The organism is Hydrogenophaga aromaticivorans (assembly GCF_013387465.1).
Lineage (GTDB): Bacteria > Pseudomonadota > Gammaproteobacteria > Burkholderiales > Burkholderiaceae_C > Hydrogenophaga > Hydrogenophaga aromaticivorans.
This window is the reverse complement of record NZ_VYGV01000028.1, coordinates 176,687-203,551: the sequence shown is the minus strand read 5'-3', so window position 1 is coordinate 203,551 and position 26,865 is coordinate 176,687. Positions and strand designations below refer to the sequence as shown.

At 67.2% G+C, this 26,865-nt stretch carries 27 protein-coding genes; 11 read left to right on the top strand and 16 right to left on the bottom strand.

What is annotated here, in order from left to right; genetic code table 11:
- The first annotated feature begins 141 nt into the window (after nt 1-141).
- Nucleotides 142-1,344, top strand: a complete 1,203-nt coding sequence (locus F3K02_RS26220; protein ID WP_177139500.1) for an alpha-D-ribose 1-methylphosphonate 5-triphosphate diphosphatase — start codon at nt 142-144, stop codon at nt 1,342-1,344.
- A 600-nt stretch (nt 1,345-1,944) separates the two neighbouring features.
- Here F3K02_RS26220 and F3K02_RS26215 read toward each other — a convergent pair.
- The 12 genes from F3K02_RS26215 to phnG all read right to left on the bottom strand — a co-directional run bounded on the left by F3K02_RS26215 (nt 1,945) and on the right by phnG (nt 12,514).
- Complete coding sequence (locus F3K02_RS26215) at nt 1,945-3,138, bottom strand: MFS transporter (protein WP_177139498.1); 1,194 nt, start codon at nt 3,136-3,138, stop codon at nt 1,945-1,947.
- 30 nt (nt 3,139-3,168) lie between these two features.
- On the bottom strand, nt 3,169-3,975 hold the full coding sequence (gene phnE, locus F3K02_RS26210; RefSeq protein ID WP_177139496.1) for a phosphonate ABC transporter, permease protein PhnE: 807 nt from the start codon (nt 3,973-3,975) through the stop codon (nt 3,169-3,171).
- 116 nt (nt 3,976-4,091) lie between these two features.
- The gene (phnD, locus tag F3K02_RS26205; RefSeq protein WP_177139494.1) at nt 4,092-5,036 is read right to left on the bottom strand and encodes a phosphonate ABC transporter substrate-binding protein; all 945 of its coding nucleotides are present in this window, start codon (nt 5,034-5,036) and stop codon (nt 4,092-4,094) included.
- A 69-nt stretch (nt 5,037-5,105) separates the two neighbouring features.
- A complete protein-coding gene (gene phnC, locus F3K02_RS26200) occupies nt 5,106-5,966 on the bottom strand; it encodes a phosphonate ABC transporter ATP-binding protein (RefSeq protein ID WP_177139491.1) in 861 nt (286 codons plus the stop codon).
- A gap of 277 nt (nt 5,967-6,243) precedes the next feature.
- A complete protein-coding gene (locus F3K02_RS26195; protein ID WP_177139489.1) occupies nt 6,244-7,413 on the bottom strand; it encodes an alpha-D-ribose 1-methylphosphonate 5-triphosphate diphosphatase in 1,170 nt (389 codons plus the stop codon).
- Nucleotides 7,410-8,126, bottom strand: a complete 717-nt coding sequence (phnL, locus tag F3K02_RS26190; protein ID WP_177139487.1) for a phosphonate C-P lyase system protein PhnL — start codon at nt 8,124-8,126, stop codon at nt 7,410-7,412. Before phnL ends, F3K02_RS26195 begins: the two co-directional genes overlap by 4 nt.
- Nucleotides 8,123-8,908 carry a phosphonate C-P lyase system protein PhnK gene (gene phnK, locus F3K02_RS26185; protein WP_177139485.1) on the bottom strand — a complete coding sequence of 262 codons (786 nt, stop codon included), beginning with the start codon at nt 8,906-8,908 and terminating at the stop codon, nt 8,123-8,125. The genes phnL and phnK overlap by 4 nt, the downstream gene beginning before the upstream one ends.
- Before the next feature lies 1 nt (nt 8,909).
- Nucleotides 8,910-9,362 carry a GNAT family N-acetyltransferase gene (locus F3K02_RS26180; protein ID WP_177139483.1) on the bottom strand — a complete coding sequence of 151 codons (453 nt, stop codon included), beginning with the start codon at nt 9,360-9,362 and terminating at the stop codon, nt 8,910-8,912.
- The gene (locus tag F3K02_RS26175; RefSeq protein ID WP_343067173.1) at nt 9,359-10,261 is read right to left on the bottom strand and encodes an alpha-D-ribose 1-methylphosphonate 5-phosphate C-P-lyase PhnJ; all 903 of its coding nucleotides are present in this window, start codon (nt 10,259-10,261) and stop codon (nt 9,359-9,361) included. The genes F3K02_RS26180 and F3K02_RS26175 overlap by 4 nt, the downstream gene beginning before the upstream one ends.
- The gene (locus F3K02_RS26170) at nt 10,258-11,367 is read right to left on the bottom strand and encodes a carbon-phosphorus lyase complex subunit (protein WP_177139482.1); all 1,110 of its coding nucleotides are present in this window, start codon (nt 11,365-11,367) and stop codon (nt 10,258-10,260) included. Before F3K02_RS26170 ends, F3K02_RS26175 begins: the two co-directional genes overlap by 4 nt.
- Nucleotides 11,368-11,369: 2 nt before the next feature.
- A complete protein-coding gene (gene phnH / locus F3K02_RS26165) occupies nt 11,370-11,996 on the bottom strand; it encodes a phosphonate C-P lyase system protein PhnH (RefSeq protein ID WP_425485646.1) in 627 nt (208 codons plus the stop codon).
- Nucleotides 11,996-12,514, bottom strand: coding sequence for a phosphonate C-P lyase system protein PhnG (gene phnG / locus F3K02_RS26160; protein WP_177139478.1), 519 nt, complete (start codon nt 12,512-12,514; stop codon nt 11,996-11,998). The genes phnH and phnG overlap by 1 nt, the downstream gene beginning before the upstream one ends.
- A 75-nt stretch (nt 12,515-12,589) precedes the next feature.
- Here phnG and phnF point away from each other — a divergent pair, with 75 nt between their 5' ends.
- The 5 genes from phnF to F3K02_RS26135 all read left to right on the top strand — a co-directional run bounded on the left by phnF (nt 12,590) and on the right by F3K02_RS26135 (nt 15,845).
- On the top strand, nt 12,590-13,351 hold the full coding sequence (gene phnF / locus F3K02_RS26155; protein WP_177139476.1) for a phosphonate metabolism transcriptional regulator PhnF: 762 nt from the start codon (nt 12,590-12,592) through the stop codon (nt 13,349-13,351).
- A complete protein-coding gene (locus F3K02_RS26150; RefSeq protein WP_177139474.1) occupies nt 13,341-14,057 on the top strand; it encodes a DUF1045 domain-containing protein in 717 nt (238 codons plus the stop codon). Before phnF ends, F3K02_RS26150 begins: the two co-directional genes overlap by 11 nt.
- A 61-nt stretch (nt 14,058-14,118) precedes the next feature.
- Nucleotides 14,119-14,673 carry a phosphonate metabolism protein/1,5-bisphosphokinase (PRPP-forming) PhnN gene (gene phnN, locus F3K02_RS26145; protein ID WP_177139472.1) on the top strand — a complete coding sequence of 185 codons (555 nt, stop codon included), beginning with the start codon at nt 14,119-14,121 and terminating at the stop codon, nt 14,671-14,673.
- Between the two features lie 62 nt (nt 14,674-14,735).
- Nucleotides 14,736-15,383 carry a DapH/DapD/GlmU-related protein gene (locus tag F3K02_RS26140; protein ID WP_177139470.1) on the top strand — a complete coding sequence of 216 codons (648 nt, stop codon included), beginning with the start codon at nt 14,736-14,738 and terminating at the stop codon, nt 15,381-15,383.
- Nucleotides 15,384-15,563: 180 nt separating this feature from the next.
- Nucleotides 15,564-15,845 (top strand): hypothetical protein, encoded by a 282-nt coding sequence (locus F3K02_RS26135; protein WP_177139468.1) that lies wholly within the window; start codon nt 15,564-15,566, stop codon nt 15,843-15,845.
- Between the two features lie 90 nt (nt 15,846-15,935).
- Here the strand turns inward: F3K02_RS26135 and F3K02_RS26130 are convergent, their stop codons facing one another.
- Both F3K02_RS26130 and F3K02_RS26125 read right to left on the bottom strand, forming a co-directional pair.
- Entirely contained in the window at nt 15,936-16,325 is a 390-nt protein-coding gene (locus tag F3K02_RS26130) for a carboxymuconolactone decarboxylase family protein (RefSeq protein ID WP_218179590.1), read from the bottom strand.
- Nucleotides 16,261-16,722: a MerR family transcriptional regulator gene (locus tag F3K02_RS26125; RefSeq protein ID WP_177139464.1), complete on the bottom strand. Its 462-nt coding sequence runs from the start codon at nt 16,720-16,722 to the stop codon at nt 16,261-16,263. Before F3K02_RS26125 ends, F3K02_RS26130 begins: the two co-directional genes overlap by 65 nt.
- Before the next feature lie 135 nt (nt 16,723-16,857).
- Here F3K02_RS26125 and F3K02_RS26120 point away from each other — a divergent pair, with 135 nt between their 5' ends.
- Both F3K02_RS26120 and F3K02_RS26115 read left to right on the top strand, forming a co-directional pair.
- Nucleotides 16,858-19,083, top strand: coding sequence for an esterase-like activity of phytase family protein (locus F3K02_RS26120; protein ID WP_177139462.1), 2,226 nt, complete (start codon nt 16,858-16,860; stop codon nt 19,081-19,083).
- A 167-nt stretch (nt 19,084-19,250) separates the two neighbouring features.
- The gene (locus tag F3K02_RS26115) at nt 19,251-20,219 is read left to right on the top strand and encodes a porin (RefSeq protein ID WP_177139460.1); all 969 of its coding nucleotides are present in this window, start codon (nt 19,251-19,253) and stop codon (nt 20,217-20,219) included.
- Between the two features lie 143 nt (nt 20,220-20,362).
- Here F3K02_RS26115 and F3K02_RS26110 read toward each other — a convergent pair whose 3' ends face one another.
- Entirely contained in the window at nt 20,363-22,798 is a 2,436-nt protein-coding gene (locus F3K02_RS26110; RefSeq protein ID WP_177139458.1) for a UvrD-helicase domain-containing protein, read from the bottom strand.
- Between the two features lie 248 nt (nt 22,799-23,046).
- Between F3K02_RS26110 and F3K02_RS26105 the strand changes: the two genes are divergently transcribed.
- Complete coding sequence (locus F3K02_RS26105; RefSeq protein ID WP_177139456.1) at nt 23,047-24,024, top strand: GMP reductase; 978 nt, start codon at nt 23,047-23,049, stop codon at nt 24,022-24,024.
- A gap of 32 nt (nt 24,025-24,056) precedes the next feature.
- On the opposite strand, the gene F3K02_RS26100 is transcribed toward F3K02_RS26105, so the two are convergent.
- On the bottom strand, nt 24,057-24,941 hold the full coding sequence (locus F3K02_RS26100; protein WP_177139454.1) for an alpha/beta hydrolase: 885 nt from the start codon (nt 24,939-24,941) through the stop codon (nt 24,057-24,059).
- 82 nt (nt 24,942-25,023) lie between these two features.
- On the opposite strand from F3K02_RS26100, the gene F3K02_RS26095 reads away from it, so the two are divergent.
- Together F3K02_RS26095 and F3K02_RS26090 are read left to right on the top strand one after the other, a co-directional pair.
- A complete protein-coding gene (locus tag F3K02_RS26095; RefSeq protein WP_177139452.1) occupies nt 25,024-25,728 on the top strand; it encodes a GntR family transcriptional regulator in 705 nt (234 codons plus the stop codon).
- Between the two features lie 132 nt (nt 25,729-25,860).
- Nucleotides 25,861-26,769 (top strand): NAD(P)-dependent oxidoreductase, encoded by a 909-nt coding sequence (locus tag F3K02_RS26090; RefSeq protein ID WP_177139450.1) that lies wholly within the window; start codon nt 25,861-25,863, stop codon nt 26,767-26,769.
- The last annotated feature ends 96 nt before the right edge of the window (nt 26,770-26,865 follow it).

Sequence of the window (26,865 nt, the reverse complement as noted above, 5' to 3'; positions counted from 1 at the left end):
CACGAGCGTGACGGCGTGCGATGACAAAGTTGTGTAGACGACATGAAATTTTCATGACTTGCATGACACTGCGGTTTCGTCGTGCAACTGTCACACAAATGGGGCACGCTGGACGGCTTTTGATCACCGGGGACACCAGGCATGAACACATTGGAGCGGTTTGCGATCGCAGGAGGCAGCGCCCTGCTGCCATCGGGTTTTCAGGATGACGTGGTCATCACGGTGGACCACGGCGTCATCGTGGAGATCTGCAGCGAAGCCAACGGTGCACCGGTGATGGACGCCCGTGGCCTGTGCGTGATGCCGGGCATCATCGACCTGCACGGCGACGCCTTCGAGCGCCAGATCATGCCGCGCCCGGGCGTGCATTTCGACCTGCAGCTGGCCCTGGCCGAGACCGACCGGCAGCTGGTGGCCAACGGCATTTCCACCGCCTTTCACGGCGTCACCTTCTCCTGGGAGCCCGGCCTGCGCAGCCGTGACACACTGGTCCGCCTGATGGCGGCGATGGACGCCGCCAAAGACCACCTCTCGTGCGACGCGCGCCTGCACCTGCGCCACGAAACCTTCAACCTGGACGGCGAAGACGAGGTGCTGGACTGGCTGGCCGAGGGGCGCATTGCCCTGCTCGCCTTCAACGACCACACCGCCGACATCCTGCGCAAGATCGGGCACCCGAAAGACGGCATGACGGTGCTGCAGCGCACGGGCCTGACCGCCGCAGACCTGCAGGCGCTGGCCGAGCGGGTCGCTGCACGGCGCGACGAGGTACCCGCCTCCATTCGCCGCCTGGCAGCGGCCGCCTTGGCCGCCGGCGTGCCCATGGCCTCGCACGACGACCCTTCGCCCGAGGTGCGCACGGACTACCAGTCCCTCGGCTGCAACATTTCGGAATTCCCCAAGACCCGCGAGACCGCGGTGCTGGCCCGCCAGTACGGCAACCCGGTGGTGTTTGGCGCGCCCAACGTCGTGCGTGGCGGCAGTCACATGAGCAACGCGGTGTCGGCGGCGGTCATGGCGCGCGCCGGCCTGTGCACGGTGCTCACGTCCGACTACTACTACCCGGCCATGTTGCCGGCCGCCTTCCGCCTGAGCGAAGATGGCGTCTGTGATCTCGCCAGCGCCTGGGCCATGATCTCCAGCAACGCCGCGGATGCGGCCGGGCTGTCTGATCGTGGCCGCCTCGCCGTGGGCCTGCGGGCCGACATCGTGCTGGTGCGCACGCCGGCCGGGCGGCCACCGAGCGTGGCGGCGCACGTCATCGGTGGTCACCTGGCCTTTGCGGCCAAGGGGGCTCCGCGCTTTCATGCCCCTTTGAAAGCCGTTGCCCTGGAAACGCTCTGACCTCTGAATAGATGGTTTTTGCAGGCCAAAGCCGAGGGGCTGCACCTCGCGGCTGCGGCCGGCGCTGCCCGGCGGGGGCTCATCCGGGGTGGTCGGCGCTTTGCGCCGACTTCGCTGCGCCCACCACCCTGGGGCCGGCGCGGCCAAACTCGCTGCGTTCGCTGCGCTCTCTCCGCTCAGACAGTGGCCGCGAGCATGAAACGATGCGCGCACTGGCGCGCCCGGCCCCAGACGGGCGGACACAGCCACCCCGGAACATCGCCCCCACCGGACAGCGCCTGCCGCAGCAAGAAGGGGGATTGACTCTCCACCGGTGGTGCGCCAACAGTGTGTCTGCCAAGGCGTGTGCGGGCAGGTCGCAGCGCGCCTGTGAGGCGCCGAGAAGCGCAGTGGCCGCGCGCGCAGCGCGCTTCGTCAACTGACTTGTCGCACTTGTCTGAGCGGAGAGAGCGAAGCGAACGCAGCGAGTTGTGCGACGGGCCACGGCCGCGAGCATCGCAGGGAAGTCGGCGCGCAGCACCGACCGCCACACTGAAGCACTGCGGCCTGCCCGCACACGCCTTGGCACGCGAGGTGCAACAACAACGGACCGCAACCCCTCTACCGCACCACCGAGCCACTGCGCTGCAGCCACACCAGCGCAGCCAGGCCGACCAGGCCCACCCCGGTGGACACCCAGAGCGCACTGCCCCCAAACCGGTCAATCGCCAGGCCAAAGACCAGCGGCGCAAAAGCCTGCGCCACGCGCGCCGGCACCATCAGCAAACCCTGGCGCGCCCCGTAACCCTTCGGCCCGAAGATCACCAGCGGCAAGGTGCCTTTGGCGATGGTGAGGATGCCGTTGCCCGCGCCGTGCAGCACCGTGAACAACAACGCTGCCGGACCACCCGCCACCATCAGCAGCACGGCGCCCACCGGGTGCGCGGCCGTCGCCAGCTGGGCCGACAGCAAGGGGTGCACCTTGCGCAGGAAGCCGAACTCCAGCAGCCGGGCCGCCACCTGGGCCGGCCCCACCAGGGCCGCGAGGGCCAGCGCGGCGGCCAGCGTCAGCCCGTGGGCTTGCAGCAGGCTGGGCAGGTGGGCCGCCATGGCGGTGCTGGTGAACCAGGTGATGGCGAAGACCAGCGAGAGCAGAACGGTGGGCCAGAACGTGGCGCCCGGCGCCCTCGCCACCTCTGGCACGGCGGTGGGTGACACCGCCGCCACCACCGGGCTCACGTCGGGCGCTGCCACGCTGCGCGGCAAGGACGCATTGAGCGGCAGCCCGAGCAGCAGGTGCAGGCCTGCCCAGCACAGGCAGGCGCCGCGCCAGCCGAATTCGAGCTCCAGCCAGGCCGTGAGCGGCCAACCAACGGTGCTGGCGAAACCAGCGATCAGGGTGATGCCGGTGATGCTGCTGCGCGCGTCGTGGCCATACAGGCGCACCAGGGTCGCGAAGGCGGCGTCGTACAGGCCTGCCGCCATCGCCACGCCAATCAGGCCCCAGGCCAGAAACAGCAGCGCCGGCCCTTGCGCCAATGCCAGCGCCAGCAGCCCCGCGGCGAACAGCAAGTTGGTGCCGATCAGCACCGGGCGGCCACCGTGGTGGTCGATCAACTGCCCCGCCCAGCGGCCAAACACCGCAGAGACGATGAGCGCAAACGAAAAGGCAGCAAAGACCGTCGTCACGGACACGCCAAGGTCCGCGGCCATCGCCGTGGCCAGCATGGCCGGCAGGTAGTAGGACGAGGCCCAGGCCAGGGTCTGCGCGGTGCCCAGGCGGGCCACCACCGAAGTGCGGTGCGAGATCAGCATGGTGCCGACTCTAAGCCGGCCAGCACCATCTCAGATCAGAACCTTGCGAATCCGGGAAGAGATCACGTCGATCACGCTCACCGTGACGATGATCATCAGCATCACGGCGCAGGTCTCGGCGTACTGGAAGCCGCGGATGATCTCCCACAGCACGACGCCGATGCCGCCCGCGCCCACCATGCCCACCACCGAAGCCGAGCGCACGTTGGATTCGAAGCGGTACAGCATGTAGGAAATCCACAGCGGCATGACCTGCGGGATCACGCCGTAGACGATCTCGTGCAGCGCACTGGCGCCGGTGGAACGGATGCCTTCCACCGGCTGCGGATCGATGGCCTCCACCGCTTCGGAGAACAGCTTGGCCAGCACGCCCGCGGTGTGGATCCACAGCGCCAGCACGCCGGCGAAAGGCCCGAGGCCGACCGCGACCACGAACAACATGGCGAACACCATTTCGTTGATGGCGCGGAACGCGTCCATCAGGCGGCGCACCGGCTGGTGCACCCACCAGGGCGTGATGTTGCTGGAGGCCAGCAGGCCCAGCGGGATGGCGGTGAGCACGGCCAGCGCCGTGCCCCAGAGCGCGATCTGCAGCGTGACGATGATCTCGCTCAGGTACAGCTTCCACTGCGAAAAATCGGGCGGAAAAAAGTCGGCCGCGTAGGTGGCCATGTTGCCCGAGTCGCGGATCAGGTCGAGCGGGCGCATGTCGGCGCCGTTCCACGAGCCCGCCAGCAGCAGCAAGAGCGCGGCCCAGGACAGGTACCAGGTCAGGCTGCGTTTCGGTGCGGGAACCACGGCCGGCGTCAGGCGGTGGACATTGAGCGTGGTGGACATCGTGGTGGGCGGGATATGGGAATTCGGGGGCGCGCCTCACGCGCAGACCGTCCGCAGCAGAGTGCCGCGAACGGTCCGGGTGGGCAGCGCCAGGGAGCGAACGCTGAAGAGAACGATCAGTTCAGCGCGGCCAGCAGCTTGTCGATCTCGGCCAGCTTGGCCATCTTGTCGGCTTCGCTCAGCGCGGTGTCGGACTCGATCTTGTTGCGCTTGCCGAACAGGTCAAGCTGGCGGATCGGCAGCAACTGCGCGTTGGACGACGGCTTGAAGCCCGAGAGCTTGGAGATCTTCACCAGCACTTCTTTTTCACGCGGGTCGGTCTTGCCGTAGGTGAAGAGGAAGTTCTTGATCTTGGCCTTGGTCGCCTCGGGCAGGTCCTTGCGCATGACCAGCGGGTCGAGTGCGATCAGGGGCGAAGTCCAGATCACGCGGATGTCCTTGCGCTTCTCGGGAAACTTCTGCGCGATCTTGTCGAGGTTCTCGCTGTTGTTGGTGGCCACGTCGACCTGCTGGTTGGCCACGGCCAGGGCATTCGTTTCATGGTTGGCGGAGCGCACGATCTTGAAGTGCGTGCGCGGGTCGATCTTGTTCTTGGCGAACACGTAGAAGCTGGGCACGACAAAACCGGAAGTGGAGTTGGGGTCGCCGTTGCCGAAGCTGTAGCTCTTGCCGTTCTTCAGCACATCGTCGAGCGACTTGATCGGGCTGTCCTTGTGCACGATGAGGTGCGAGTAGTAGCCGTCGGTACCGTCGGCGTTGACCATCTGGGCAAACACCTCGCCGCTGGCGCGGTCCACGGCCTCGATGGCCGACTTGTTGCCGTACCAGGCCACGTGCACCTTGTTGAAGCGCATGGCTTCGATCACACCGGCGTAGTCGGGCGCGAAGAATGCCGTGACCTTGAAGCCGGTCTGCTTGGCCATGTCGTCGAGCAGCGGCTGCCAGTCGGCCTTGAGGTTCTGCGACGACTCGGTCGAGATGATGCCGAAGTTGATGTCCTGCGCCATGGCGCCGGTGAGGGTGAGGCCGAGCGCGAGGCCGGCCAGGGTTTTCTTGAGCATGAAAGACTCCTTCAGGAAGGGTGGGAAACAGGGAACGGTGGGATGAGAACTGGGGAAAGAACGCGGCGCTCAGGCCGCTTGCGCCAGGGGCGCCGGCCAGTGGCGCTCGGGCGCCGTGGTCAAGGGAATCGGTGCGTGGGCCTGGGGCTCACCCATCAGCATTTCGTCGGCCTGCATGCCGTAGAGCTCGCGCAAGAGGGCCGGGGTGAGCGCCGACGCGGCACCATCAAAGACCACCTGGCCCTGGTGCAGCGCGATCACGCGCGGGCAGTACTTCAGGGCCATGTCCACCTGGTGCAGCGACACCACCACGGTGGAGCCGTCTTCGCGGTTGATGCGGGTGAGGATCTCCATGACCTTGCGCGAGGATTCGGGATCGAGCGAGGCGATGGGCTCGTCCGCCAGCACCACCTTGGCACCCTGCACCAGCGTGCGGGCGATGGCCGCGCGCTGCTGCTGGCCGCCCGAGAGCGTGGACGCGCGCTGGGCGTGGCATTCGGCGATGCCCACGCGGGCCAGGGCTTCGATGGCCATCGCCCGCTCCTGGGCGTTGAACCAGCGGGTCAGGCTGCGCCACAGCGGCATGCGGTGCAGGCGACCGACCAGCACGTTGGCCATCACGGGCAAGCGGTCCACCAGGTTGAACTGCTGGAACACGAAACCGATCTGCGAGCGGACCTTGCGGATGTCGCGGTGCACCCGACCACCCTGCTGCACACAGCAGCCGTCGATCTCGATCAGCGAGCCTTCGCCAGCGTCGGCCACCACCAGGCCCGCCACATGGCGCAGCAGCGTGGACTTGCCGGAGCCGGAGGCGCCGATCAGCGCCACCATCTCACCCTGGCGGATCTCCAGGTTGATGTCGCGCAGGGCGTGTTTGCCATTGGCGAAGTGTTTGTTCAGCTGGTGAATGCGCAGGGCGGTTGTCATGGGTGGGCTCCAAAGTCGTCTAGACACGCTGAGTGTGGGTTTTCGTTGTGACAGTCGTTTGACGATTCACGGAACATTTCAAGACACCCCCCCGCGCCGCCTTCGGCGTCACCCCCCAGGGGGCGATGCGAGTGGCCCGGCAAAGCCGGTTCCACCGCATCCTGGGGAAAGTCACTTCGCGCCGGAGGGGAAGTCAATCCCAGGGCACCGCGGAACCGGCTTTGCCGGGCCGCCAGTGCCGCCCCCTGGGGGGTGACGCCGCAGGCGGCGCGGGGGGTCATAAAACGCGCATGCCTTCACGCCAGACCGCACGCACGACGCCGTGGCGCAGCCCGTTGGGCATGTCCACCACGCGCACCTGGACCAGATCGGCGCGCAGGCCCGGCTCGATGGCGCCACGGTCGTGCAGGCCGGTGGCGCGGGCCGGGTTACGGCTCACGATGGCCACGGCCTCGGGCAGGCTCAGGATCTCATCGGCCACCAGCCGCAACACGGCGCTGAGCAGGCTGCCCGGCACGTAGTCGCTGGAGAGGATGTCGAGCAGGCCATGGCGCGCCAGATCGGCCGCTGCGACGTTGCCCGAATGCGAGCCGCCGCGCACCACGTTGGGACCGCCCATCACCGTCAGCAGACCGCGCTCGCGCGCGGCCCGGGCGGCCGCCATCGTGGTCGGGAATTCGGACAGGCTGGCGCCTTCGGCATGGGCCTGCTCCACATGGGCGACGGTGGTGTCGTCGTGGCTGGCCAGCGCGATGCCGTGCTCGCGGCAGTAGTCCACAAAGTAGTCGCGGTGCGGCTCGGCGTACTGGGCCTGCAGGCGCTCGGCGTGCGCCACCTGGTGCTCGAACTTTTCCTGGCTCCAGCCTTTCTTTCCGGTGTAGTAGATGCGGGCGTGTTCCAGGTTTTCCCACTGGCGCTGGCCCGGCGTGTGGTCCATCAGCGAGATCAACGACAGGCGTTCATGCCCGTGGAAGGGCTGGAACAGGTCGATGGTGTTGTGCGCCGGCAGCTCGCAGCGCACGTGCAGGTGGTGGTCGGCGCGCAGCACGTTTTCTGCCGTGCAGGCGTCCAGCGTCTGCAGCACCGCGTCCCACGCAGTGCCGCGCAGGCTTTCATGATCGGCATCGCCCACGCCCAGCGCGTCAAAGACGGTGGTGATGCCGGCGGCGGCGATCTCGGCGTCGTGCGCCAGCAGCGCGGGCATCTCGGCCCACTGCACCTTGGGGCGCGGCATCAGGTGGCGCTCGAAGTTGTCGGTGTGCACCTCGATGAAGCCGGGCATGAGGTAGTCACCCTCCAGGTCGATGGCCTGCGGCAGCGAACTGTTGCTCGCGCCGAAGCCGGCGATGCGCCCGGCCTCCACCGACAGGCTGCCGGTCTGCACTTCGTCGGGCAGCACCAGACGGGCGTTCTTGAACACGATGGGCGGGCTCACTGAGTGATTCATGCGGCGCTCCTGAAATCACCGACGTTGATGCGCCGCGTGGCCACGGCATCGCCCACATGGGCGTCGTGAAAGATGCCGACCAGCGCGGCGCCGCGCGCGGCGGCTTCCTGGATCAGCTCGATCACGGTGCCGGTGTTGGCCGCGTCGAGCGAAGCGGTGGGCTCGTCCAGCAGCATCAGCGGCCGCGGCTTGATCATGTTGCGCGCGATGTTCACGCGCTGCTGTTCGCCGCCGGAAAACGTGGCCGGCGGCAAGGCCCACAGGCGCTCGGGGATGCGCAGCCGGGTGAGCCAGGCGCGCGCCTGTTCGCGCGCGGCCTCCAGAGCAGCCGGGTCTTCGCCGCTGTCTTCCACCAGCGGCTCGGCCACCACGTCCAGCGCCGACACGCGGGGAATCACGCGCAGGAACTGGCTCACGTAGCCAATGCTCTCGCGGCGCAACCGCACCAGCTCGCGCGGCGAGGCCTCGGTCACCTCCACCGGCGCGCTGCCCGGAGGCGCCACGGTGATGCGGCCTTCGGTGGCGCGGTAGTTGGCGTAGATGAGCTTGAGCAGCGTGCTCTTGCCCATGCCGGAAGGGCCATCGAGCACCAGGCATTCGCCGGGGCGCACCTCCAGATCGACGTTGTGCAGCACCGAGAGTTCGGCGCCGTTCTGGTGGTGCAGGGTGAAGCGCTTGGCCACCCCTTTCATCTGAAGCAGGGGTGGGTTCATGGTTGCAGTACCGAAGAGACGAGGAGCTGGGTGTAGGGGTGTTGCGGGTCGTCGAGCACCTGGTCGGTGAGGCCGGCTTCGACCACGCGACCGCGCTGCATCACCATCATGCGGTGGGCCAGCAGACGGGCCACGGCGAGGTCGTGCGTGACGATGATCGCGGCGAGGTGCATCTGGCGCGTGAGCTGGCGCATCAGGTCGAGCAGGCGGGCCTGCACCGACACGTCCAGCCCCGAGGTGGGCTCGTCCATGAAGATCAGGCGCGGCTGCGTGACCAGGTTGCGCGCGATCTGCAGGCGCTGGCGCATGCCGCCGGAGAAGGTGCGCGGCGCGTCGTCGATGCGGATCGGGTCGATCTCGACGCGCTGCAGCCACTCTTCGGCGGTGCAGCGCAGCCGCCCGTAGTGGCGCTCGCCCAGGCCCATCAGGCGTTCGCCCACATTGGCACCGGCCGACACGTCCATGCGCAGGCCATCGGCCGCGTTCTGGTGCACGAAGCCCCAGTCGGTGCGCGCCAGCAGGCGTTGCTGCGCCTGCGACATGCCGTGCACGTCCTGCAGCAGACCGTCGCGGCCGAGGAATTCGACACTGCCCGCATCGGGCGCGGTGCGCGCGGCGATGGCGTTGAGCAGGGTGGTCTTGCCCGAACCGGACTCGCCCACCACGGCCAGCACCTCGCCCGGCCAGAGATCGAAGGACGCTTCGTGCAGCGCGACTTGGTCGCCGTAACGCTTGGCCACGCCGCGCACGCGCAGCAGGGGGGTTGAAGAAGAGGGTTTCATTTCAAGTCTCAATCACAAAACTCAGGCCGTGGCGCTGGAAGCCGAGGGATTCGTAGAAGGCGTGTGCGGCCTGGCGTTTGGCGTTCGACGACAGGGCCAGCTTGTAGCAACCGGCTTCGCGGGCCTGCTCGATGGCGTGCGCCATCAGCTGGCGACCGATGCCGCGGCCCTGGCGCTGCGGGTGCACGACCACGTCTTCGGCGATGGCCGAGGGTGCACCGCAGTGCGCCAGGTTGTGCATCACCAGCAAGGCGTAGGTGGCGATCACGCTGTCGGGAAATGCCGGCTCGCAGGCGACGAAAAGCCGGTAGCTGGGGTAGCGCGCAAACTGCTGGAACACCTCGCGCGCCTGCGCCACAGAGAGCACGGCGTCGTTGTCCAGGCCCGATTGCCCGTACAGCGCCAGCACGCCAGGCAGATCCGCCTCGGTGGCTTCGCGGATCAGAAGGCTCATGCCCCTGCCCCCGCAGCCGGCTGGCGCGACTGGCAATAGTCCGAGTCCGAGCACACGTGCATACGTGCGCCGGCGTCGTCGGTGATCACCTCGTCAAGGAAAGAATCGGTGGCGCCGCACAGGGCACAGGCGGCATCCCAGCGCTGCACTTCAAACGGATGGTCCTCGAAGCCCAGACTTTCGACCGACGTGTAGGGCGGCACGGCGTAGATGCGCTTCTCGCGCCCGGCGCCAAAGAGCTGCAGGGCGGGGTTCATGTGCATCTTGGGGTTGTCGAACTTCGGGATCGGCGATGGCGCCATCACGTAGCGGCCGTTGACCAGCACCGGGTAGTCGTAGGTGGTGGCGATGTGGCCGTAGCGCGCGATGTCTTCGTAGAGCTTCACGTGCATCAATCCGTATTCGGCCAGGCCGTGCAGGGTGCGGGTCTCGGTCTCGCGCGGCTCCAGGCGCTGCATGGGCTCGGGCACCGGCACCTGGTAGACCAGCACCTGGCCTTCGACCAGCGGGATTTCGGGGATGCGGTGTCGCGTCTGGATCAGCGTCGCCTCGGTGGTGCGCGTGGTGGTGGCCACGCCGGTGGTGCGCTGGAAGAAGCGCCGGATGTTGACCGCGTTGACGGTGTCGTCCGATCCCTGGTCGATGACCTTCAAGGTGTCGTCCGGCCCGATCACCGAGGCGGTGACCTGGATGCCGCCGGTGCCCCAGCCGTAGGGCAGCGGCATCTCGCGCGAACCGAACGGCACCTGGTATCCGGGAATGGCCACGGCCTTGAGGATGGCGCGGCGGATCATGCGCTTGGTGCGCTCGTCGAGGTAGGCGAAGTTGACTTCGGCAGCGCGTTCGACGGAAGGCTCGGGCAGGCGCTCCAGCGCCACGGCTTCGTAGGGTGCGTTCATGCGGCGGCCTCTTCGTTGGGGGTGGGGTGGGTGGTGGCCACGGCGCGCATCTTGCGCACCAGCTCCAGCTCGGACTGGAAGTCCACGTAGTGCGGCAGCTTCAGGTGCTGCACAAAGCCCGAGGCCTCCAGGCTGTCGCTGTGCGAGAGCACGAACTCCTGCATCTGGGCCGGCGACAACACGGCTTCGCCGAGTTCGTCGGCGCGCAGCGCGCGGTCCACCAGGCTCATGGCCATGGCCTTGCGTTCGCTGTGACCGAAGGCCAGTCCGTAGCCGCGCGTGAACTGCGGTGGCTCGGTCTTGCTGCCCGCGAACTGGTTGACCATCTCGCACTCGGTCAGCTCCATGTCGCCGATGGAAATGGCAAAGCCCAGCTCTTCGGGCACGATCTCCACCGCCACCTGCCCGAGGCGGATTTCGCCGACGAAGGGGTGCGAGTTCGCATAACCGCGCTGGGTCGAATAGGCCATGGCGAGCAGAAAGCCCTCGTCGCCGCGGGCCAGGTTCTGCAGCCGCGTGGCGCGGGCGGCGGGAAAGCGCAGCGGTTCGCGCGTCAGGTCCACCGGCGCCGGGTCGCCCGGCGGCACCGGGCGGGTTTCGATCAGACCTTCCTGGTTGAGCAGGTCCACCACGCGCGGCGTGGCCTCGGGCTGGGCGCTGCCCGCAACGCCCGCGTCACCCGCCACCACCGGCGCGCCGCTGGCCAGCAGGGTGAAGTCGAGCAGGCGCTGGGTGTAGTCGTAGGTGGGGCCGAGCACCTGGCCACCGGGCAGGTCCTTGAAGGTGGCCGAGATGCGGCGCTCCAGCGCCATGCGCGCGGTGTCCAGCGCGCAGGTGGTGCCCAGGCGCGGCAGCGTGGCGCGGTAGGCGCGCAGCAGGAAGATGGCTTCGACCAGATCGCCCGAGGCCTGCTTGATGGCCAGCGCGGCGAGCTCGGGGTCGTACACCGAACCTTCGGTCATGACGCGGTCCACCGCCAGCTTGAGCTGCTCGCGGATCTGCGCCACACCGAGCTCGGGCTGGGCCGGGTCGCCACGGCGCTGGTCGGCCAGCAGGCGGTAGCTGTTGAGGATGGCGGTTTCTCCGCCCTTGACGGCAACGTACATGGTCAGGCCTCGACGGGTGTGTGGATGCGCGTGGTGCGCGGCAGGCCCACGAGCTCATCGCGGGTGGCGAGGAACAGGTCGACACCGCGCGGGAAACCGGCGTGGTTGTTTTCCCATTGCGCGGCGAAGTCAGCGGGCAGGCCGGTCACGCCGAGCGTCGCCTGCTCGCGGATGCCGGGGCCGCTGAGCGTCCAGTGCTGCGTTTCGGCATCTGCATCGGCGGAAAGGGAACCCACATCGACCACGCAGGTGGCCGACTGGTCCGGGCATTCGTCGCTGCCCTGGCGCAGGCTCTGCAACGCGGGCAGCGGATCGCCAGCGCCCACCCAGACGAACTGGGCCTGCGCCGCGTGCTCCACCAGCTGGCAACCGGTGTGAAAGCGCAGCCACATGGCGGCGTCGCTGTCGCGCAGCGAGGGCGACAGCCAGAGGCCACAGTCGGCGTCGAGCATGGCGAGCAGGAACACCGCCGCGGCGGCATTGCCGTGGCGGGGCAGCTCGGCATCGTGTTCCACCGGGATGCAGCGGCCGGGGTGTGACAGGGCCATCAGGGCCGAGCGGAACACCGCCTGGCTGCCGAAGGCCTCGTGGGAAAAACCGGCCCCCACCGAAGACAGATCGTGAGACATCAAGCGCCCTCCTCTTCGTCATCGGCACCGCCCGACTCGCGCGCCACGGTGAAGAACTCCACCTTGGTGCTCTGCACGCGCTGCTGGCGCTGCACCTGCTCATGCGCCAGGTGTTCGCGCACCGGCTGCAGCAGCTGCGCCTCCAGCACCGGTTGTTGGTCGGGGTCCTGCAACAGGGCATCGGCCAGCGCCGCGAGCTGCGCGTGGCGGTGCGAGCGGCCCATCACATAGGCCACACCCACCGGCGCCTGCGGCGTGGCGCCGGGCAGGCGCAGCGCGCAGCGGGTCACGGTGACCTCGCCGAGGTTGAAACGCTCGCCGGTGCCGCCCGCGCGGCCCTGCACCATCATGAGCCCGGTCTCGGGGGCGCGCAGCCAGCGCGGCGCTGCCGAGCTGTGGGGCGCGAGCGCGGCTTCGAGCACCGGCATCGGTGCGCGCGCCAGCAGGGCCATCCAGTCGGGCCGGGTCAGCGGAGATTTCGGCCGGTTCGGCGCCGAACTGTCAAATGCATGAAACATGTCCGTGGTACCTTTTAAGACGTCTAGACAAATTGAATCCAGGCCCCGAGCGTAGAGCCACCAAATGTCCCTTTCATGACAAAACTTCTGACCCTTGCAACATCCGTCCCGGACGCGCCCCGCGAAAGCCAGAGCTTCTGGGCGCGCATCGCCAATGAACTCGCCGAAGCCATAGCCCGCGGTGTCTACGAGCCGGGCCAGCGCCTGCCCTCGGAGCACGTGCTCGCCGAGCAGTACGGCGTCAACCGCCACACCATCCGCCGCTCGCTGGCCAGCATGTGCCAGAAGGGGCTGGTGCGCATCACGCAGGGCAGCGGCACCTACGTCGAAGACTTCGCGGTCGACCTGATCATTGGCAAGCGCACGCGCCACCGGCAGAACATGGCGCAGGCCGGTCTGCAAGGGCGTTTCGAGGTGCAGGACGCCCAGCGCACCCGCGCCACCGCCGCGATGGCGCAGGCCCTGCAGCTGCCCGCGCGCAGCCCGGTGTTGCGCCTGCAGGTGCTGGGGGTGGGCGCTGGCCAGCCGCTGCACGTGAGCGACCGCGTGTTCCCCCTGCCCCGCTTCGAGCGGCTGGAAGCGGTGTTGCGCGAGACCGGCTCCATCACCGACGCCTTCACCGCCCACGGCGTGACCGACTACACCCGGAAAGAGAGCCGCATCACGGCGCAACTGCCGAGCCCGGAAGTCGCGGCCTTGCTCAGGCAACCGGTCAACCGGCCGGTGCTGTTCGTGACCAGCGTGAACGTCGACGGCGCGGGCGTGCCGATCGAATTCGCCAGCACCTGGTTCGCGGGCGACCGCGTCAAGCTCACGGTGACCCACGATGACCGTTGACCTCAGCAACGCCCACCGCTTCGCGGTCTACTTTGCGCCCGCGACAGACTCGGCCTGGTGGACCGCGGGCAGCCGCTGGCTCGGCCGTTGTGCGGCCACGAACGACACGCTGGCGCAGCCCACCATCGATGGCATCGCGCCCGAGCTGCAGCGGCAACTGACCGCCGATCCGCGGCGCTACGGCTGGCATGCGACGTTGAAGGCACCCTTTTCGCTCGACGAGGGTGTGGGCCTGGACGGTCTGCGCAGCGCCCTGCAGACGCTGGCCGCGACGTTCAGCCCTTTTGATCTGCCCCCGCTGCGCGTGCGCCGGCTGGGCGGCTTTCTGGCCTTGTGCGCCGACGGCGACCCGGACGCCATCAACGCCGTGGCCCGCGCCTGCGTCACCGGCCTCCAAACGCTGGCGGCGCCGCTGTCGTCGGACGAGCTGGCACGCCGTCGCCGCAAGGGCGCGCTGTCGATCCAGGAAGACGCGCTGCTGGTGCGCTGGGGCTACCCCTACGTGCTCGACCGCTACCGTTTCCACCTCTCGCTGACCGGCGATCTGAACGGCGTGGCGCTCGATACCGTGCAGCGGCTCGAACGCGCCGCGCGGGACACTTTCGAGGGCTTGCCCGCCTGCCGTTTCGACAGCCTTGCGCTGTACGCCGAACCCGCGCCGGGCGCGGATTTTGTACTGCTCGAACGCATGGGGTTTAAAGCATGAGCCGGCGCCGGGCCGTTCCCAAGCCGGTTCGCACCGCAGCCCGCAGGGCGGAGGTATTCCAGTGAGCCGGCGCCTGGTGTACGTGGTCGGGCCGTCGGGCGCCGGCAAGGACAGCGTGCTCGCCTGGCTGCGCCACCACCTTCCGCCCAGCCCGACGGTCCACTGGGCGCGGCGCACGATCACGCGGCCGGCCCGCGCCGGCGACGAGGTGCACGAAGCGGTGGACCCGCCGCAGTTCCTTGCGCTGCGCGAGCGTGGCGCCTTTGCGCTCGCCTGGCAGGCCAACGGCCTGCACTACGGCGTGCGCGCCAGCGAGCTGGCGCCCATCGAACACGGCGGCTGGGTGCTGGTCAACGGATCGCGCGCCCACCTCGACCCCACCCGCAGCCGCTTCCCCGGGCTCACCGTGGTGCACGTGACCGCCAGCCCGGACACTTTGCGCCAGCGCCTGCTGGGGCGAGGCCGTGAAAGCGCGGCCGAGGTGGAAGCGCGCATCCAGCGCACCCAGACCCTCCAGCTGCCGCACGCCCTGCAGGTGCAGAACGATGGCGCGCTTGAAGACGCCGGGCACCAGCTGCTGAACCACCTCCAAACCCTGCCCGGATGGCCTGAATGAGTGCAGCGCCGGGCCGTTTCCAAGCCAGCTCGCACCGCAGCCCACAGGGCGAAGGCAATCCCATGAACTACACCCACATACCTTCTTTCAACGTCGAGGCCCCCCGCAAGCTGTCGGAGGCGCCCAGCATCGCCCCCACCGCGGTCATCAAGGACTGCCGCTTCGGCCGTTACACCGATGTCGGCGACCATGCGCGCCTGGCCGACAGCCTGCTCGACGACTATTCGTACCTGGACCGTGGCTGCGACATCATGTCGGCCGACATCGGCAAGTTCAGCAACATCGCGTCCATGGTGCGCATCAACCCGGGCTTTCACCCCATGGAGCGCCCGACCCTGCACCACTTCACCTACCGCCGCTTCAAGTACGGCATGGCGCCCGAGGACGACGCGAGCTTCTTCGAATGGCGCCGCCGCCAGCGCGTGCACATCGGCCACGACACCTGGATCGGTCACGGCGCGGTGATCATGCCGGGCGTGACCATCGGCAACGGTGCGGTGATCGGCAGCAACACCGTGGTCACCAAAGATGTGCCGGCCTACGCCATCGTCGCCGGTGCGCCGGCCAAGGTCATCCGGCAGCGCTTCCCGGCCTCGATCGCGGCCGCCATCGAATCCACCGCCTGGTGGGACTGGGACCACGCCACACTGACCGAGCGCATGGACGATTTCTGCGACCTGCGGAGGTTTCTCGCGAAGCACGCCGCCTGACGAAGACCGCCGGTCATGTCCACGCACCGGGCACCGCTCCTGGAGACGGGCTTTCACACCGACGTCATATTTCTGTCATCAAACACGGAGCCCCCGCCGGTATGCTCGGCGACTAGGGCATACCCTGAGGCCTTTGGTATGCCAGCCGATTCACAAACCGTTGAGAGAGAGCGAGGTCCCATGATTGCCCTGAAAAAAGCCCGCAAGCTGATCGAGAACCACGCTGGCAAGCCGAAGGCAGAGATCCTGTCCCGGCTGGTGCTGGCCCTGGAATCGGAAGTGCCGTTCCTGCTGTCGGACCTGTACCGGCTGGACTACGACGACTTCAACCTCGCCATGGAGATCATGGCCGAGTGGCGCCTGGACCGTTACTACACCAGCAAGGCCGTGCTGCTGGACCTGTCGATGCAGGTGAGCCAGCAACAGGAACAAGCCAGGGAAGCGGTTCCACAGGCAGCCTGACTCCCCGGCGGGTAGCGCCGGTGCAGCAACAGCCCCCAGCCCCTGCCCGCGTTCGCCGGCAGGGGCTTTTCACACAGGCCATCGCCCATTTCATTCTCCGTCTCCCTGCGCAAACACTTCCTTGGCGACAGCGAGCCCGTTCAAGGCGGCCGGGAATCCGGCATAGACCGCCATTTGCATGATGGTCTCGACGACTTCCGTGCGGGTGACCCCCACATTGAGCGCCCCCTGGATATGCACTTTGAGTTGGGGGGCCACATGACCCAATGCGGTCAGCGCAGCGACGACCGAAATTTCCCGGCTCTTCAGGTCGAGACCCGGTCGGGAGTAGATGTCCCCAAAGGGAAACTCGATCAGGTAGCGGGCAAAGTCGGGGGCGATACCGTCCAGGCTTTCCAGCACACGGTCACCGGCTTCACCGTCTATTTCCCGCAGCTTTGCGAGTCCGCGTTCGTAGCGGTTCTGGGTATTCATCAGCATGTCCTTCAATAGAGAGTGAACCCGACGCCAGGGACTTCTCGAACGAGCGGTAGTGCTCGATCTTTGCTTGCAATGCTTGCGCAGAATGACGCATTGCCTCGATGCCTAAAAGCACATCGGTCAAATGTGCTTCCAGCATCTGGCGGCGATCCGGCACCGTCGAGTCCCCAGCGCCACGCAGTTTTGCGAACGCCTGCATCTTGCCGATGGGCATCTTCGTCGTCCGCAACCGCAGCAGGAATTCCATCCAGGTCATATCCGCAGCGGTGTAACGGCGTTGCCCACCGGCAGCACGGGCGACGGGCGCAATCAATCCGATGCGCTCGTAATACCGCAGGGTGTGGGCCGTCAGGCCTGTTCGCCTGGCGGCTTCGTCAATGCTCAGAGGGGATTCCATGGGGTGATCCTAGAAGTTGGAGCGCACTCGAAGTCAACCACTTTATAGGTCGTGGCTTGTGACGTCTTCGGGTCACGGCCATGACACATGCGAACCGTAGGCTGGCGAGGTTTTGTTCCTCGCTCACCACTTCCCATGAACACACTTCGTCTCTGCACCCTGACCGCGGCGCTGGCCGCTTCATTCGCTTTCACCTCACTCGCCCAGGCCGCGCCGCCAGCCCCTTCGGCTGGCCGCTTCACCATGGTCCACCACCTTCCGGTGGACGGCGTGGCCGAGATCGTGGCCGCCACGCCCGACGGCATGACCCTGGTCTACACCAGCGCCGACGCGGGTGTGCTGGGCATGGTGGACATCTCCAAGCCCGAACAGCCGGTGCTGCTGCCGCGTGTGAACGTGCAGCTGATGGGCCTGGGCGAACCGACCTCGGTAGCCATCAGCCCCGACGGCCGCTATGCCGTGGTGGCGGTGCGCCTGGGTGACGACGTGGCCAACGCGCGCCGTGGTCTGGTGCGCGTGTACGACATCCGCCAGCCCGCTGCCGTGAAACACGTCAAGGACATCACCGTGGGCATCGGCCCCGATTCGCTGGCGCTCGCTGGCCAGGGCCGCACGCTGCGCGCCGTGGTGGCGATCGAAGACGAAGAAACCGACGCCGAGGGCGACGCCACGCTGGGTGGCCAGCGCCCCGGCCGCATCGACGTGGTCGGACTGCAGGACCTGTATGGCGGCACCAGCAGCGGCGTGCAGTCGATCCAACTGGTGCAGGCGCTGCAGGCCGTGCCCGGCATCGTCTACCCGAACGACCCGCAGCCGGAGTTCGTGTCCATCGACTCGCGCGCCCGCAAAGCCGTGGTCTCGCTGCAGGAGAACAACGCCGTCGCCCTCATCGACCTGAGCCACCCGACGCGTGCGCGCCTGGAGCGCGTGTTCTCCACCGGCACCGTGACCCGCAACGGAAACGCCGACCTGAAGAAGGACAAGGAAGTCGCGTTCAAGGACAGCTTCACCGCGCGCCGCGAGGCCGATGCGGTGGCCTGGGTGGCACCGGGCGTGTTCGCCACGGCCAACGAAGGCGACGGCAAGAAAGACAAGAACGGTGTGATGCCCGGCGGCCGCGGCTTCACGCTGATGAACACCCGCGGCGAGGTGGTCTACGAAACCGGTGAACGCACCGAAGTGAACGCACTGTTGCATGGCCACTACCCGGACGGGCGCTCGGCGTCCAAGGGCGTGGAGATGGAAGCCGTGACGGCCGGCCGCTTCGGCGGCAAGCCCTACCTGCTGGTCGGTTCGGAGCGGGGTTCTTTCGTCGAGGTCTACCGCGTGGACGATCCGAAGCAACCGCAGTTTGTGCAACTGCTGCCCACCGGCATGTCGCCCGAGGGCCTGACCACCGTGACGAAGCGCCGCGACGGCCAGCAGCTGTTCGTCACGGCGAACGAAAAAGAAAACTCGCTCAACATCTACCGCTTCCATGCCAGGGGCGCGCCAGCCGGCGCCACCGAGCCCCAGCTGGTGGCGAAGGACGCGGGCCTGCCCTGGGGTGCACTCTCGGGCCTGAGCACCGACGGCACACACCTCTACGCCGTGCCCGACAACGCCTTCGGCCAGTCGCGCATCTTCCGCATCGATCCCTCGGATGCGGCGCAGGGACGTTTGACGCTGGACCAGGTGACCCTGCTCACCGAGGCCGACGGCAAAGCATTGAAGGTGGACCCCGAAGGCATCGCCAGGGTGGCCGACGGCTTCTGGATCGCCTCGGAAGGCAAGGCCGTCGCCGACAACGAGCTCATCAAAGTGAACATGGCCGGCGTGGTGCAGCAGCGCGTGAAGCTGCCCGCCAGCGTGCAGGCGAAGTTCGCCAGCCCCAAGACCAGCACCGGCTACGAGGGCGTGACCGCCAGCGCCGATGGCCAGACGCTCTACATGGCGGTGCAGCGTGGCTTTGACCTGAACAAACCCCAGGCCGCCATCCTGAAGCTGCACCTGCCCACCAACACCTGGACCACGGCGCTCTACCCGCTGGACCAGCACAGCAAGGACGCCCAAAAATTCTGGATGGGCTTGTCCGAAATCCAGCTCACCGAAGACGGCCGCCTGCTGCTGCTCGAACGCGACAAGGGTGGTGGCGAAGGCCAGGCCATCAACGCCGAAGTCAAACGCATCTACAGCGTGAAAGCCGCCGACGTGACCGAAGGCACCACCCTCACCAAGACCCTGGTTCGCGACCTGCGCAAGGACTTCAACTACGTGCAGGAAAAGGCCGAAGGCATGGTGGTCTTCAAGGGCGCGCTCTGGGTCGTCAACGACAACGACGGCGCCGGCTGGACGCGCTGGGTCAATGCCGGCAAGCCCTGAAAAATGTTTGTTGTTGCATTGCAACAATGAGAGCAAACCCGGCTTGTGTCACAGAGCTTTTATGGTCGTTCGATGAAATACACACACCTGCTTGCAAATGGCAACGGGTGTGGAAGCCGGCGGTCTCTCGCCGCCTTCCCATTCACCAAACCTCTGGAGAAAATTCAATGAAAAAGAGCCTCATCGCTCTGGCCGTGCTGGCCGCTTCGGGCGCCACCATGGCGCAATCTTCCGTCACCCTTTATGGCCGCGCCGATGTGGGCGTGGGCTCCGAAAAAGTCGACGGCGAAAGCAGCACCAAGATGATCAACGGTGGCCTGACCACCTCGCGCTGGGGCCTGCGTGGCACCGAAGACCTGGGCGGCGGCCTCAAGGCCCATTTCAAGTTCGAGCAGCGCCTGGACCTGACCACCGGTGAAGTGCAATCGCCTTCGTTCAAAGGCGAAGCCAGCATGGGCCTGATGGGTGGTTTCGGCAAGCTGACCCTGGGTCGCGGCTACACCGTCTACGACGACGCGCGCGCTCTGTCTGTCAGCAACTCCGTGTTCGACTCGTCCTTCACCCCTGCGGGCAACGGCGTGTTCAAGTCGGGTGGCGACTACGCGAGCCGCGCCAACAGCCAGATCCGCTACGACCTGCCGAGCATGGGCGGCGTCTACGGCGGCCTGTCCTACGCCTTCGACCAGAAGGCCGACACGGACAGCACGATCACGGCCTTGCTGCTGGGTTACAAGAACGGCCCGATGAACTTCGCGCTGGGCTACCAGAACCAGAAGGAAACCGAGGACAAGTACCTGCAACTGGCCGGTGCCTATGACCTGGGCGCAGCCGCGCTCTCGATCGGCTACAACACCCGCTCGGGCACGGATGCCAAAGGCGACGACACCGAGCTGACCCTGGGTGTGAACGTGCCCGTGGGCGCCTTCGACTTCTCGGTGGGCTACGCCACGAGCAAGACCGAAATCGGCGGCGGCACCAGCGCCAAGGCCAGCGGCCTGGGCCTGGGTGCCACCTACAAGATGTCCAAGCGCACCAAGCTGTACGCGGGCCTGCGTGACATCGAGAACAAGGATGGCGCCGGCAACAAGACGGGCGAGAACCGCCTGTACGCCGTGGGCGTGCGCCACGACTTCTGATGTGACTTGAAACGGCGTGCCTTGCGCACGCCGTGGCAGTTGCCAGGTTGCGCGGAGACATCAGTCAATCAGAGACCGCGTGATTTTTTTGGCCGCGACAGGCTGTGCCTGTCGCGGCTTTTTTGCGGCTGAGGCCGGATCGCTCAGTCGTCCACCGGCGTGAGCTTGGCCACACTCAGCGCCAGCCACTTCACGCCATGCCGCGAGAAGCTGACCTGGGCCCGCGCATCGGCGCCCGCGCCTTCCAGCGCCAGCACCTTGCCTTCGCCGAACTTGTTGTGGAACACCTTCATGCCGGCCTTGATGTCGGTGCCGCGGTCGGGCTCGGGGTTGCTCTTGCCGCCCAGGCCTTTCGGGTCGCTGCCCGAGGCCCAGCCCGGTGACCAGGCGGGTTGCAACACAGCGGGCGCACCGGCTCCGCGCGTGCCGTAGCCACCCCGGTTGCCCTGCCAGCCACCGCCACCGCCCGCTCCAGCTGCGCTCGGGTTCCAGGCCGGCTGCTGCGGCGTGAGCCACTTCAGGCAGGCCTCGGGCAGTTCTTCGAAGAAGCGGCTTTTCATGTTGTATCGGGTCTGGCCATGCAGCATGCGCGTCTGCGAGTGGCTGAGGTACAGGCGCTTGCGCGCGCGCGTGATCGCGACATACATCAGGCGGCGTTCCTCTTCCAGTCCGTCGCGGTCGCTCATGGAGTTCTCGTGCGGAAACAGGCCCTCCTCCATGCCGGTGATGAACACGCAGTCGAACTCCAGGCCCTTGGCGGCGTGCACCGTCATGAGCTGCACCGCGTCCTGCCCGGCCTGCGCCTGGTTGTCGCCGGATTCGAGCGCGGCGTGGGTGAGGAAGGCTGCGAGCGGGCTCATGGTTTCGCCGGTGTCGGCGTCGGGCGCGAGCGGTTCGTCCAGCACCGGCAGCGTCGGGTCGATGCCCTGGCTGGCCGGGCTCTGCGTCAGCGGCGAACCATCCACCGTGCGCGCCACCGCGTCGCGGCCAAAGCCTTCGATGCCCACAAAGCTCTTCGCTGCGCTCACCAGTTCTTCCAGGTTTTCCACCCGGTCCTGCCCTTCGCGCTCGGCCCGGTAGTGCTCGATCAGGCCGCTGTGATCCAGCACCAGCTCGATGATCTCGGACAGCGTCATGCCCACCGAGCGCTCGCGCAGCACGTCGAGCTTGGCCACGAAACCGCCGATGGCCGCGCCGGCGCGGCCGGTGACGGCGCTCACCGCGTCGTGCAGCGAACAGCCCGAGCTGCGCGCCACATCCTGCAACTGCTCGATGCTGCGCGCCCCGATGCCGCGCGGCGGGAAGTTCACCACGCGCAGGAAACTGGTGTCGTCGTTGGCGTTTTCCAGCAGGCGCAGGTAGGCCAGCGCGTGCTTGATTTCGGCGCGCTCGAAGAAGCGCAGACCGCCGTACACGCGGTAGGGCATGCCGGCGTTGAACAGCGCGGTTTCCACCACGCGGCTCTGCGCGTTGCTGCGGTAGAGCACAGCCATCTCGCTCTTGGGCACGTCTTCGCGCGCGAGCTGCTTCATCTCGTCCACGATCCACTGCGCTTCGGCGAAGTCGCTGGTGGCCTCGAACACCCGCACCGGCTCGCCCGCGCCCGCGTCGGTGCGCAGGTTCTTGCCCAGGCGGTTGCTGTTGTGGCTGATCAGCTGGTTGGCCGAGTCGAGGATGTTGCTGACGCTGCGGTAGTTCTGCTCCAGCTTGATCTGGTGCTTCACGCGGAACTCGCGCACGAAGTCGGCCATGTTGCCCACGCGCGCGCCGCGGAAGGCGTAGATGCTCTGGTCGTCGTCGCCCACGGCAAACACCGCGTTGCCCGAGGGCGTGAGCCCTTCGAGCGGCGGCGTGCTGAACATCTTGATCCAGGCGTACTGCAGGCGGTTGGTGTCCTGGAACTCGTCGATCAGGATGTGTTTGAAGCGGCGCTGGTAGTGCTCGCGCACCGGGTCGTTGTCGCGCAGAACTTCGTATGAGCGCAGCATCAGCTCACCGAAATCGACCACGCCTTCGCGCTGGCACTGCTCTTCGTAGAGCGCGTACAGCTCGACCTTCTTGCGCGTCTCTTCGTCACGCGCCACCACGTCGCCCGGGCGCTGACCGTCTTCCTTGCAGCCGCTGATGAAATACTGGATCTGCTTGGGCGGATAGCGCTCGTCGTCTACGTTGAACTGCTTGCACAGGCGCTTGACGGCCGAGAGCTGATCTTGGGTGTCGAGAATCTGAAAGGTCTGCGGCAGGTTGGCCAGCTTGTGGTGCGCGCGCAGGAAGCGGTTGCACAGGCCGTGGAAGGTGCCGATCCACATGCCGCGCACGTTGATGGGCAGCATGGCCGACAGCCGCGTCATCATCTCCTTGGCGGCCTTGTTGGTGAAGGTCACGGCCAGCACGCCGCCGGGCGTCACCTGCCCGGTCTGCAGCAGCCAGGCGATGCGCGTGGTGAGCACGCGGGTCTTGCCCGAGCCGGCGCCAGCGAGGATGAGCGCGTGTTCGGCGGGCAGCGTGACGGCGGCGCCCTGTTCGGCATTGAGGCCCGCGAGCAGCGGGGAGGAGGCAACGGGTTCTTCAAACAACATGGTGTCGATTGTAGGAAGCCGGTGCCCGACGATGGATCTATATGAGCAACCATATGAGCGTCATACCGCCACCAACCGGCCGGCGGTCTGGGCGAGCGGCGCCAGAGCGCCTAGAATCAATCACCGGGCCCAAGATTCTTGCGCCCGGTTTCTTTTTGGCCGGATGGATTCCCGCCGAACCGAAAGCCGGACCCAAGCCAAGCGCTCTCCCTGTTCATCTACAACAGTTTTCTGGAGCCTGGTTTCAAATGGAAATTTTTGACTACGACAATATTTTGTTGCTCCCGCGCAAGTGCCGCGTGCAGAGCCGCTCGGAATGCGACGCTGGCGTGGAGTTGGGTGGCCGCAAGTTCCGCCTGCCGGTGGTGCCCGCCAACATGAAGACCGTGGTGGATCAGAAGATCTGCCTCTGGATGGCCCAGAACGGCTACTTCTATGTGATGCACCGCTTTGATCTGGACAACGTGCAGTTCGTGCGCGACATGCACGGCGCGGGTGTCTACGCCTCGATCTCGCTGGGCGTGAAGGCGCCCGACCGCGCCACGGTGGACACCCTCGCCGCCGAAGGCCTGGTGCCCGAGTACATCACGATCGACATCGCCCACGGCCACGCCGACAGCGTGCGCGACATGATCGGCTACATCAAGGCCCGGCTCACGGGCAGCTTCGTGATCGCGGGCAACGTGGCCACGCCCGAGGCGGTGATCGATCTGGAGAACTGGGGCGCCGATGCCACCAAGGTGGGCGTGGGCCCGGGCAAGGTCTGCATCACCAAGCTCAAGACCGGTTTCGGTACCGGCGGCTGGCAGCTCTCGGCGCTCAAGTGGTGCGCCCGCGTGGCGACCAAACCGATCATTGCCGACGGCGGCATCCGCAGCCACGGCGACATCGCCAAGAGCATCCGCTTCGGCGCGTCCATGGTCATGATCGGCTCGCTGTTCGCCGGGCACGAAGAGTCACCGGGCCAGACGGTGGAAGTCGACGGCGTGCTCTACAAGGAGTACTACGGCTCGGCCAGCGACTTCAACAAGGGCGAGTACCGGCACGTCGAAGGCAAGCGCATCCTGGAGCCGATCAAGGGCAAGCTGGCCGAGACCTTGATCGAGATGGAGCAGGACGTGCAGAGCTCGATCAGCTATTCGGGCGGCACCAAGCTGCTGGACCTGAAAAAAGTGAACTACGTGATCCTGGGCGGCGAGAACGCCGGGGAGCATCTGTTCATGTAAATCCCGCCGCGCGCAGCGCGGCGGGACTGAGCCTAGACCTTCAACAACTGCTTTGCCAGCTGGTTCAACCGGTGCCGCGGCTGCACCAGCGCTTCGAGCACGCTGAAGTGGTTCAGGCCCGGCAGGGCTTCGGCCACGGGCACCACCTGCGACCCCCAGACCTGCTGGATCAGCTGGTTCTGGCGCAGGAACTCGCTGCTCTCGCTCCCACCGGCCACGCTGAACAGCGCGCCCCGGCCGTCGCGCAGCGGCGGCGCGGGCAGCAGCGCCGGGCTGGCTTTTTTCACCTGCGCCGGTGTCAGGCGCAGGGAGTCGGCAACGAAAGGCGTGTGGCGCAGCGGCTCCAGGTCGAACACGCCCGAGATCGACAACGCGTTCTTCACCAGGTCGGGCGGCAGATCGGCCGCCACCGCCGGCCACTGGCAGGCCAGCAGCATGGCGGCCAAGTGCCCGCCCGCCGAATGACCCACCACGGTGATGCGCCGCCGGTCGCCGCCGTGCACGCCTATGTGGCGGTACACCCAGGCCAGCGCCTGCACCATCTGCAGGGTGATGTCGGGAATGGTCACCGCCGGGCACAGCGCGTAGTTCGGCACCACGACGCAGGCGCCCTGCTTCACGAACGACGGCGCCAGGAAGCTGTGGTCCGCCTTGTCCAGGCTGCGCCAGTAACCGCCGTGGATGAACACCAGCACCGGCGCCAAGGGCGCGCCCGGCTTGCGCTGCGCGGGAAAGACGTCGAGCTTTTCACCCTCAGCGTGTCCGTAGGCCACATCGAGCAGCCCGCCGAGCCGTTCGCGCGCGCGCTGCGAGTCGGTTTTCCAGCGCTCGAAATGAACGCCGTGCTCGGGCACGAGGGCGCGGTTGTTGTACTGGCTGTCGAGCCAGGCGGGGTCTGGGCGGGCGGCGTTTTTCATGGTCGCGCATTGTGTCACGCAGGCGCGACGGTGACAGCTGCGGGCGAATCGTGTATTCTGAATTCAGAATTCAAATATCGCCATGACCGCCCAACTCATCCAGATCGAAACCACCCCCGACCTGACCGACCAGGTCTACCGCGCCCTGCTCGGCGCCATCAGCGACGGTTCGCTGGCGCCCGGTCAGCGCATCACCCAGGAAGAGCTGGCCGAACAGCTCGCGGTGTCGCGCCAGCCGGTCGTGCAGGCCTTGCGCCTGCTGAAGAAAGAGGGCTTTGTGCACGATGCGCCCATGGCCAGCGGCCCGGGCGGACGCAGCCGTGGTCTGCTGGTGGCGCCCCTGGACGCGGACTGGATCGCCCAGGTCTACGAAGTGCGCGGCGCGCTGGATGTGCTGGCCGCACGACGGGCCGCGGAACGGCGCACCCGCATCGACCCGGCCGTGCTGGAGCGCGGGCGCGAAGCCGTGCGGCGCGCCGACATCCAGGCCATGATCGACGCCGACCTGGCCTTCCACCGGGCGCTCTACCAGGCGGCCGACAACCCCCTGATCGAACAGAGCGCACTGCTGCACTGGCATCACATCCGTCGCGCCATGGGCGTCACGCTGCAGACCTCCAGCCTGCGTGAGCCGGTGTGGGACGAACACGAAGCCATCGCCCACGCCGTCGCGGCCGGCGATGCCGTGCTGGCCGAAACCCTGATGCGCCAGCACTGCGGTCTGGCCAGCCGCAACCTGGGCCACCACATGAACCGCACTCCCCGGGACCTGGCGACGGCCAGTTAGAACAACTCCATGGTTCTTTTGAACCATTTGCAGCGGTTTTCAGGCCCGTCCTGAAAACCGCTTTTTTTGTCTGTCGGCAGACCGCCAACCCCTACAATTTTTCCCTTTGCCCTCGTCGAAGACACCCGAAACATGCCCGGCTCCACACCCCACACCGACCCCGTCATCCCGCTGTCCATTGCCGTGCTGGGCATCGGCCTGATGGGCTTCCCCATGGCGCGCCGGCTGTGCGAGGCGGGTCACCAGGTGACCGCCTGGAACCGCTCGCGGGCGAAGGCCGAACGCCTGCAGCCCTTCGGCGCCCGTGTGGCCGACACACCGGCCCAGGCCGTGGCGCAGGCCGACTTCGTGATCACCCTGCTGGAAAATGGCGATGTGGTGGAAGACGTGCTGTTCCGCCAGGGTGTGGCCACCGCCCTGCGCCTGGGCACGCTGGTGGTGGACATGTCTTCCATCCTGCCGCGCCAGGCCCGTGATCACGCCGCGCGGCTGGCGGCGCTGGGTGCAATGCACCTCGACGCGCCGGTGTCGGGCGGCACGGTGGGCGCCGAGGCCGGCTCCCTGGCGATCATGGCGGGCGGCGAGGTGGCCGATTTCGAGCGCGCGGCCCCGGTGTTCGGCGCGCTGGGACGCGCCACCCATGTGGGCCCCCACGGCGCGGGCCAGCTCGCCAAGCTGGCCAACCAGATGATCGTCGGCATCACCATCGGCGCGGTGGCCGAGGCGCTGCTGCTGTGCGAGAAGGGCGGCGCCGACATGGCCAAGGTGCGCCAGGCGATCAGCGGCGGTTTTGCCGACAGCCGCATCCTGCAGGTGCATGGTCAGCGCATGGTCGAGCGCGACTTCGCCAAGCGCGCGGCCATCACCGTGCAGCTCAAGGACATGCGCAACGCCCTGTCCACCGCCAGCGAGCTGGGCTTTGAGGCGCCGATCACCGGCCTCTTCGAACAGCTCTTCGCCCAGGCCGCCGACCACGGCCTGGCGGACCAGGACCATTCCGCCCTGTTCGTTGAACTCGCGCAGCGCAACGGCATGACCTGAGCGGCTGAGCGTCTGAAACAAACAGCGGGGTTTTGCCCCCGCTTATGTGGCGATTGGCCAGGACGGCCACGGGAACAATCGGGAGACAACCACCCA

Coding starts and splice junctions, on each gene's coding strand:
- F3K02_RS26095 (WP_177139452.1), top strand. CDS start 25,024: ATGACCGCCCAACTCATCCAGATCGAAACCACCCCCGACCTGACCGAC.
- phnD (WP_177139494.1), bottom strand. CDS start 5,036: ATGCTCAAGAAAACCCTGGCCGGCCTCGCGCTCGGCCTCACCCTCACC.
- F3K02_RS26150 (WP_177139474.1), top strand. CDS start 13,341: ATGACCGTTGACCTCAGCAACGCCCACCGCTTCGCGGTCTACTTTGCG.
- phnC (WP_177139491.1), bottom strand. CDS start 5,966: ATGACAACCGCCCTGCGCATTCACCAGCTGAACAAACACTTCGCCAAT.
- F3K02_RS26105 (WP_177139456.1), top strand. CDS start 23,047: ATGGAAATTTTTGACTACGACAATATTTTGTTGCTCCCGCGCAAGTGC.
- F3K02_RS26170 (WP_177139482.1), bottom strand. CDS start 11,367: ATGTACGTTGCCGTCAAGGGCGGAGAAACCGCCATCCTCAACAGCTAC.
- F3K02_RS26215 (WP_177139498.1), bottom strand. CDS start 3,138: ATGCTGATCTCGCACCGCACTTCGGTGGTGGCCCGCCTGGGCACCGCG.
- F3K02_RS26140 (WP_177139470.1), top strand. CDS start 14,736: ATGAACTACACCCACATACCTTCTTTCAACGTCGAGGCCCCCCGCAAG.
- F3K02_RS26120 (WP_177139462.1), top strand. CDS start 16,858: ATGAACACACTTCGTCTCTGCACCCTGACCGCGGCGCTGGCCGCTTCA.
- F3K02_RS26220 (WP_177139500.1), top strand. CDS start 142: ATGAACACATTGGAGCGGTTTGCGATCGCAGGAGGCAGCGCCCTGCTG.
- F3K02_RS26125 (WP_177139464.1), bottom strand. CDS start 16,722: ATGGAATCCCCTCTGAGCATTGACGAAGCCGCCAGGCGAACAGGCCTG.
- F3K02_RS26135 (WP_177139468.1), top strand. CDS start 15,564: ATGATTGCCCTGAAAAAAGCCCGCAAGCTGATCGAGAACCACGCTGGC.
- F3K02_RS26175 (WP_343067173.1), bottom strand. CDS start 10,261: ATGAACGCACCCTACGAAGCCGTGGCGCTGGAGCGCCTGCCCGAGCCT.
- phnK (WP_177139485.1), bottom strand. CDS start 8,908: ATGAAACCCTCTTCTTCAACCCCCCTGCTGCGCGTGCGCGGCGTGGCC.
- F3K02_RS26100 (WP_177139454.1), bottom strand. CDS start 24,941: ATGAAAAACGCCGCCCGCCCAGACCCCGCCTGGCTCGACAGCCAGTAC.
- phnG (WP_177139478.1), bottom strand. CDS start 12,514: ATGTTTCATGCATTTGACAGTTCGGCGCCGAACCGGCCGAAATCTCCG.
- F3K02_RS26195 (WP_177139489.1), bottom strand. CDS start 7,413: ATGAATCACTCAGTGAGCCCGCCCATCGTGTTCAAGAACGCCCGTCTG.
- F3K02_RS26090 (WP_177139450.1), top strand. CDS start 25,861: ATGCCCGGCTCCACACCCCACACCGACCCCGTCATCCCGCTGTCCATT.
- phnE (WP_177139496.1), bottom strand. CDS start 3,975: ATGTCCACCACGCTCAATGTCCACCGCCTGACGCCGGCCGTGGTTCCC.
- F3K02_RS26115 (WP_177139460.1), top strand. CDS start 19,251: ATGAAAAAGAGCCTCATCGCTCTGGCCGTGCTGGCCGCTTCGGGCGCC.
- F3K02_RS26180 (WP_177139483.1), bottom strand. CDS start 9,362: ATGAGCCTTCTGATCCGCGAAGCCACCGAGGCGGATCTGCCTGGCGTG.
- phnL (WP_177139487.1), bottom strand. CDS start 8,126: ATGAACCCACCCCTGCTTCAGATGAAAGGGGTGGCCAAGCGCTTCACC.
- phnF (WP_177139476.1), top strand. CDS start 12,590: ATGACAAAACTTCTGACCCTTGCAACATCCGTCCCGGACGCGCCCCGC.
- F3K02_RS26110 (WP_177139458.1), bottom strand. CDS start 22,798: ATGTTGTTTGAAGAACCCGTTGCCTCCTCCCCGCTGCTCGCGGGCCTC.
- F3K02_RS26130 (WP_218179590.1), bottom strand. CDS start 16,325: ATGCTGATGAATACCCAGAACCGCTACGAACGCGGACTCGCAAAGCTG.
- phnH (WP_425485646.1), bottom strand. CDS start 11,996: ATGTCTCACGATCTGTCTTCGGTGGGGGCCGGTTTTTCCCACGAGGCC.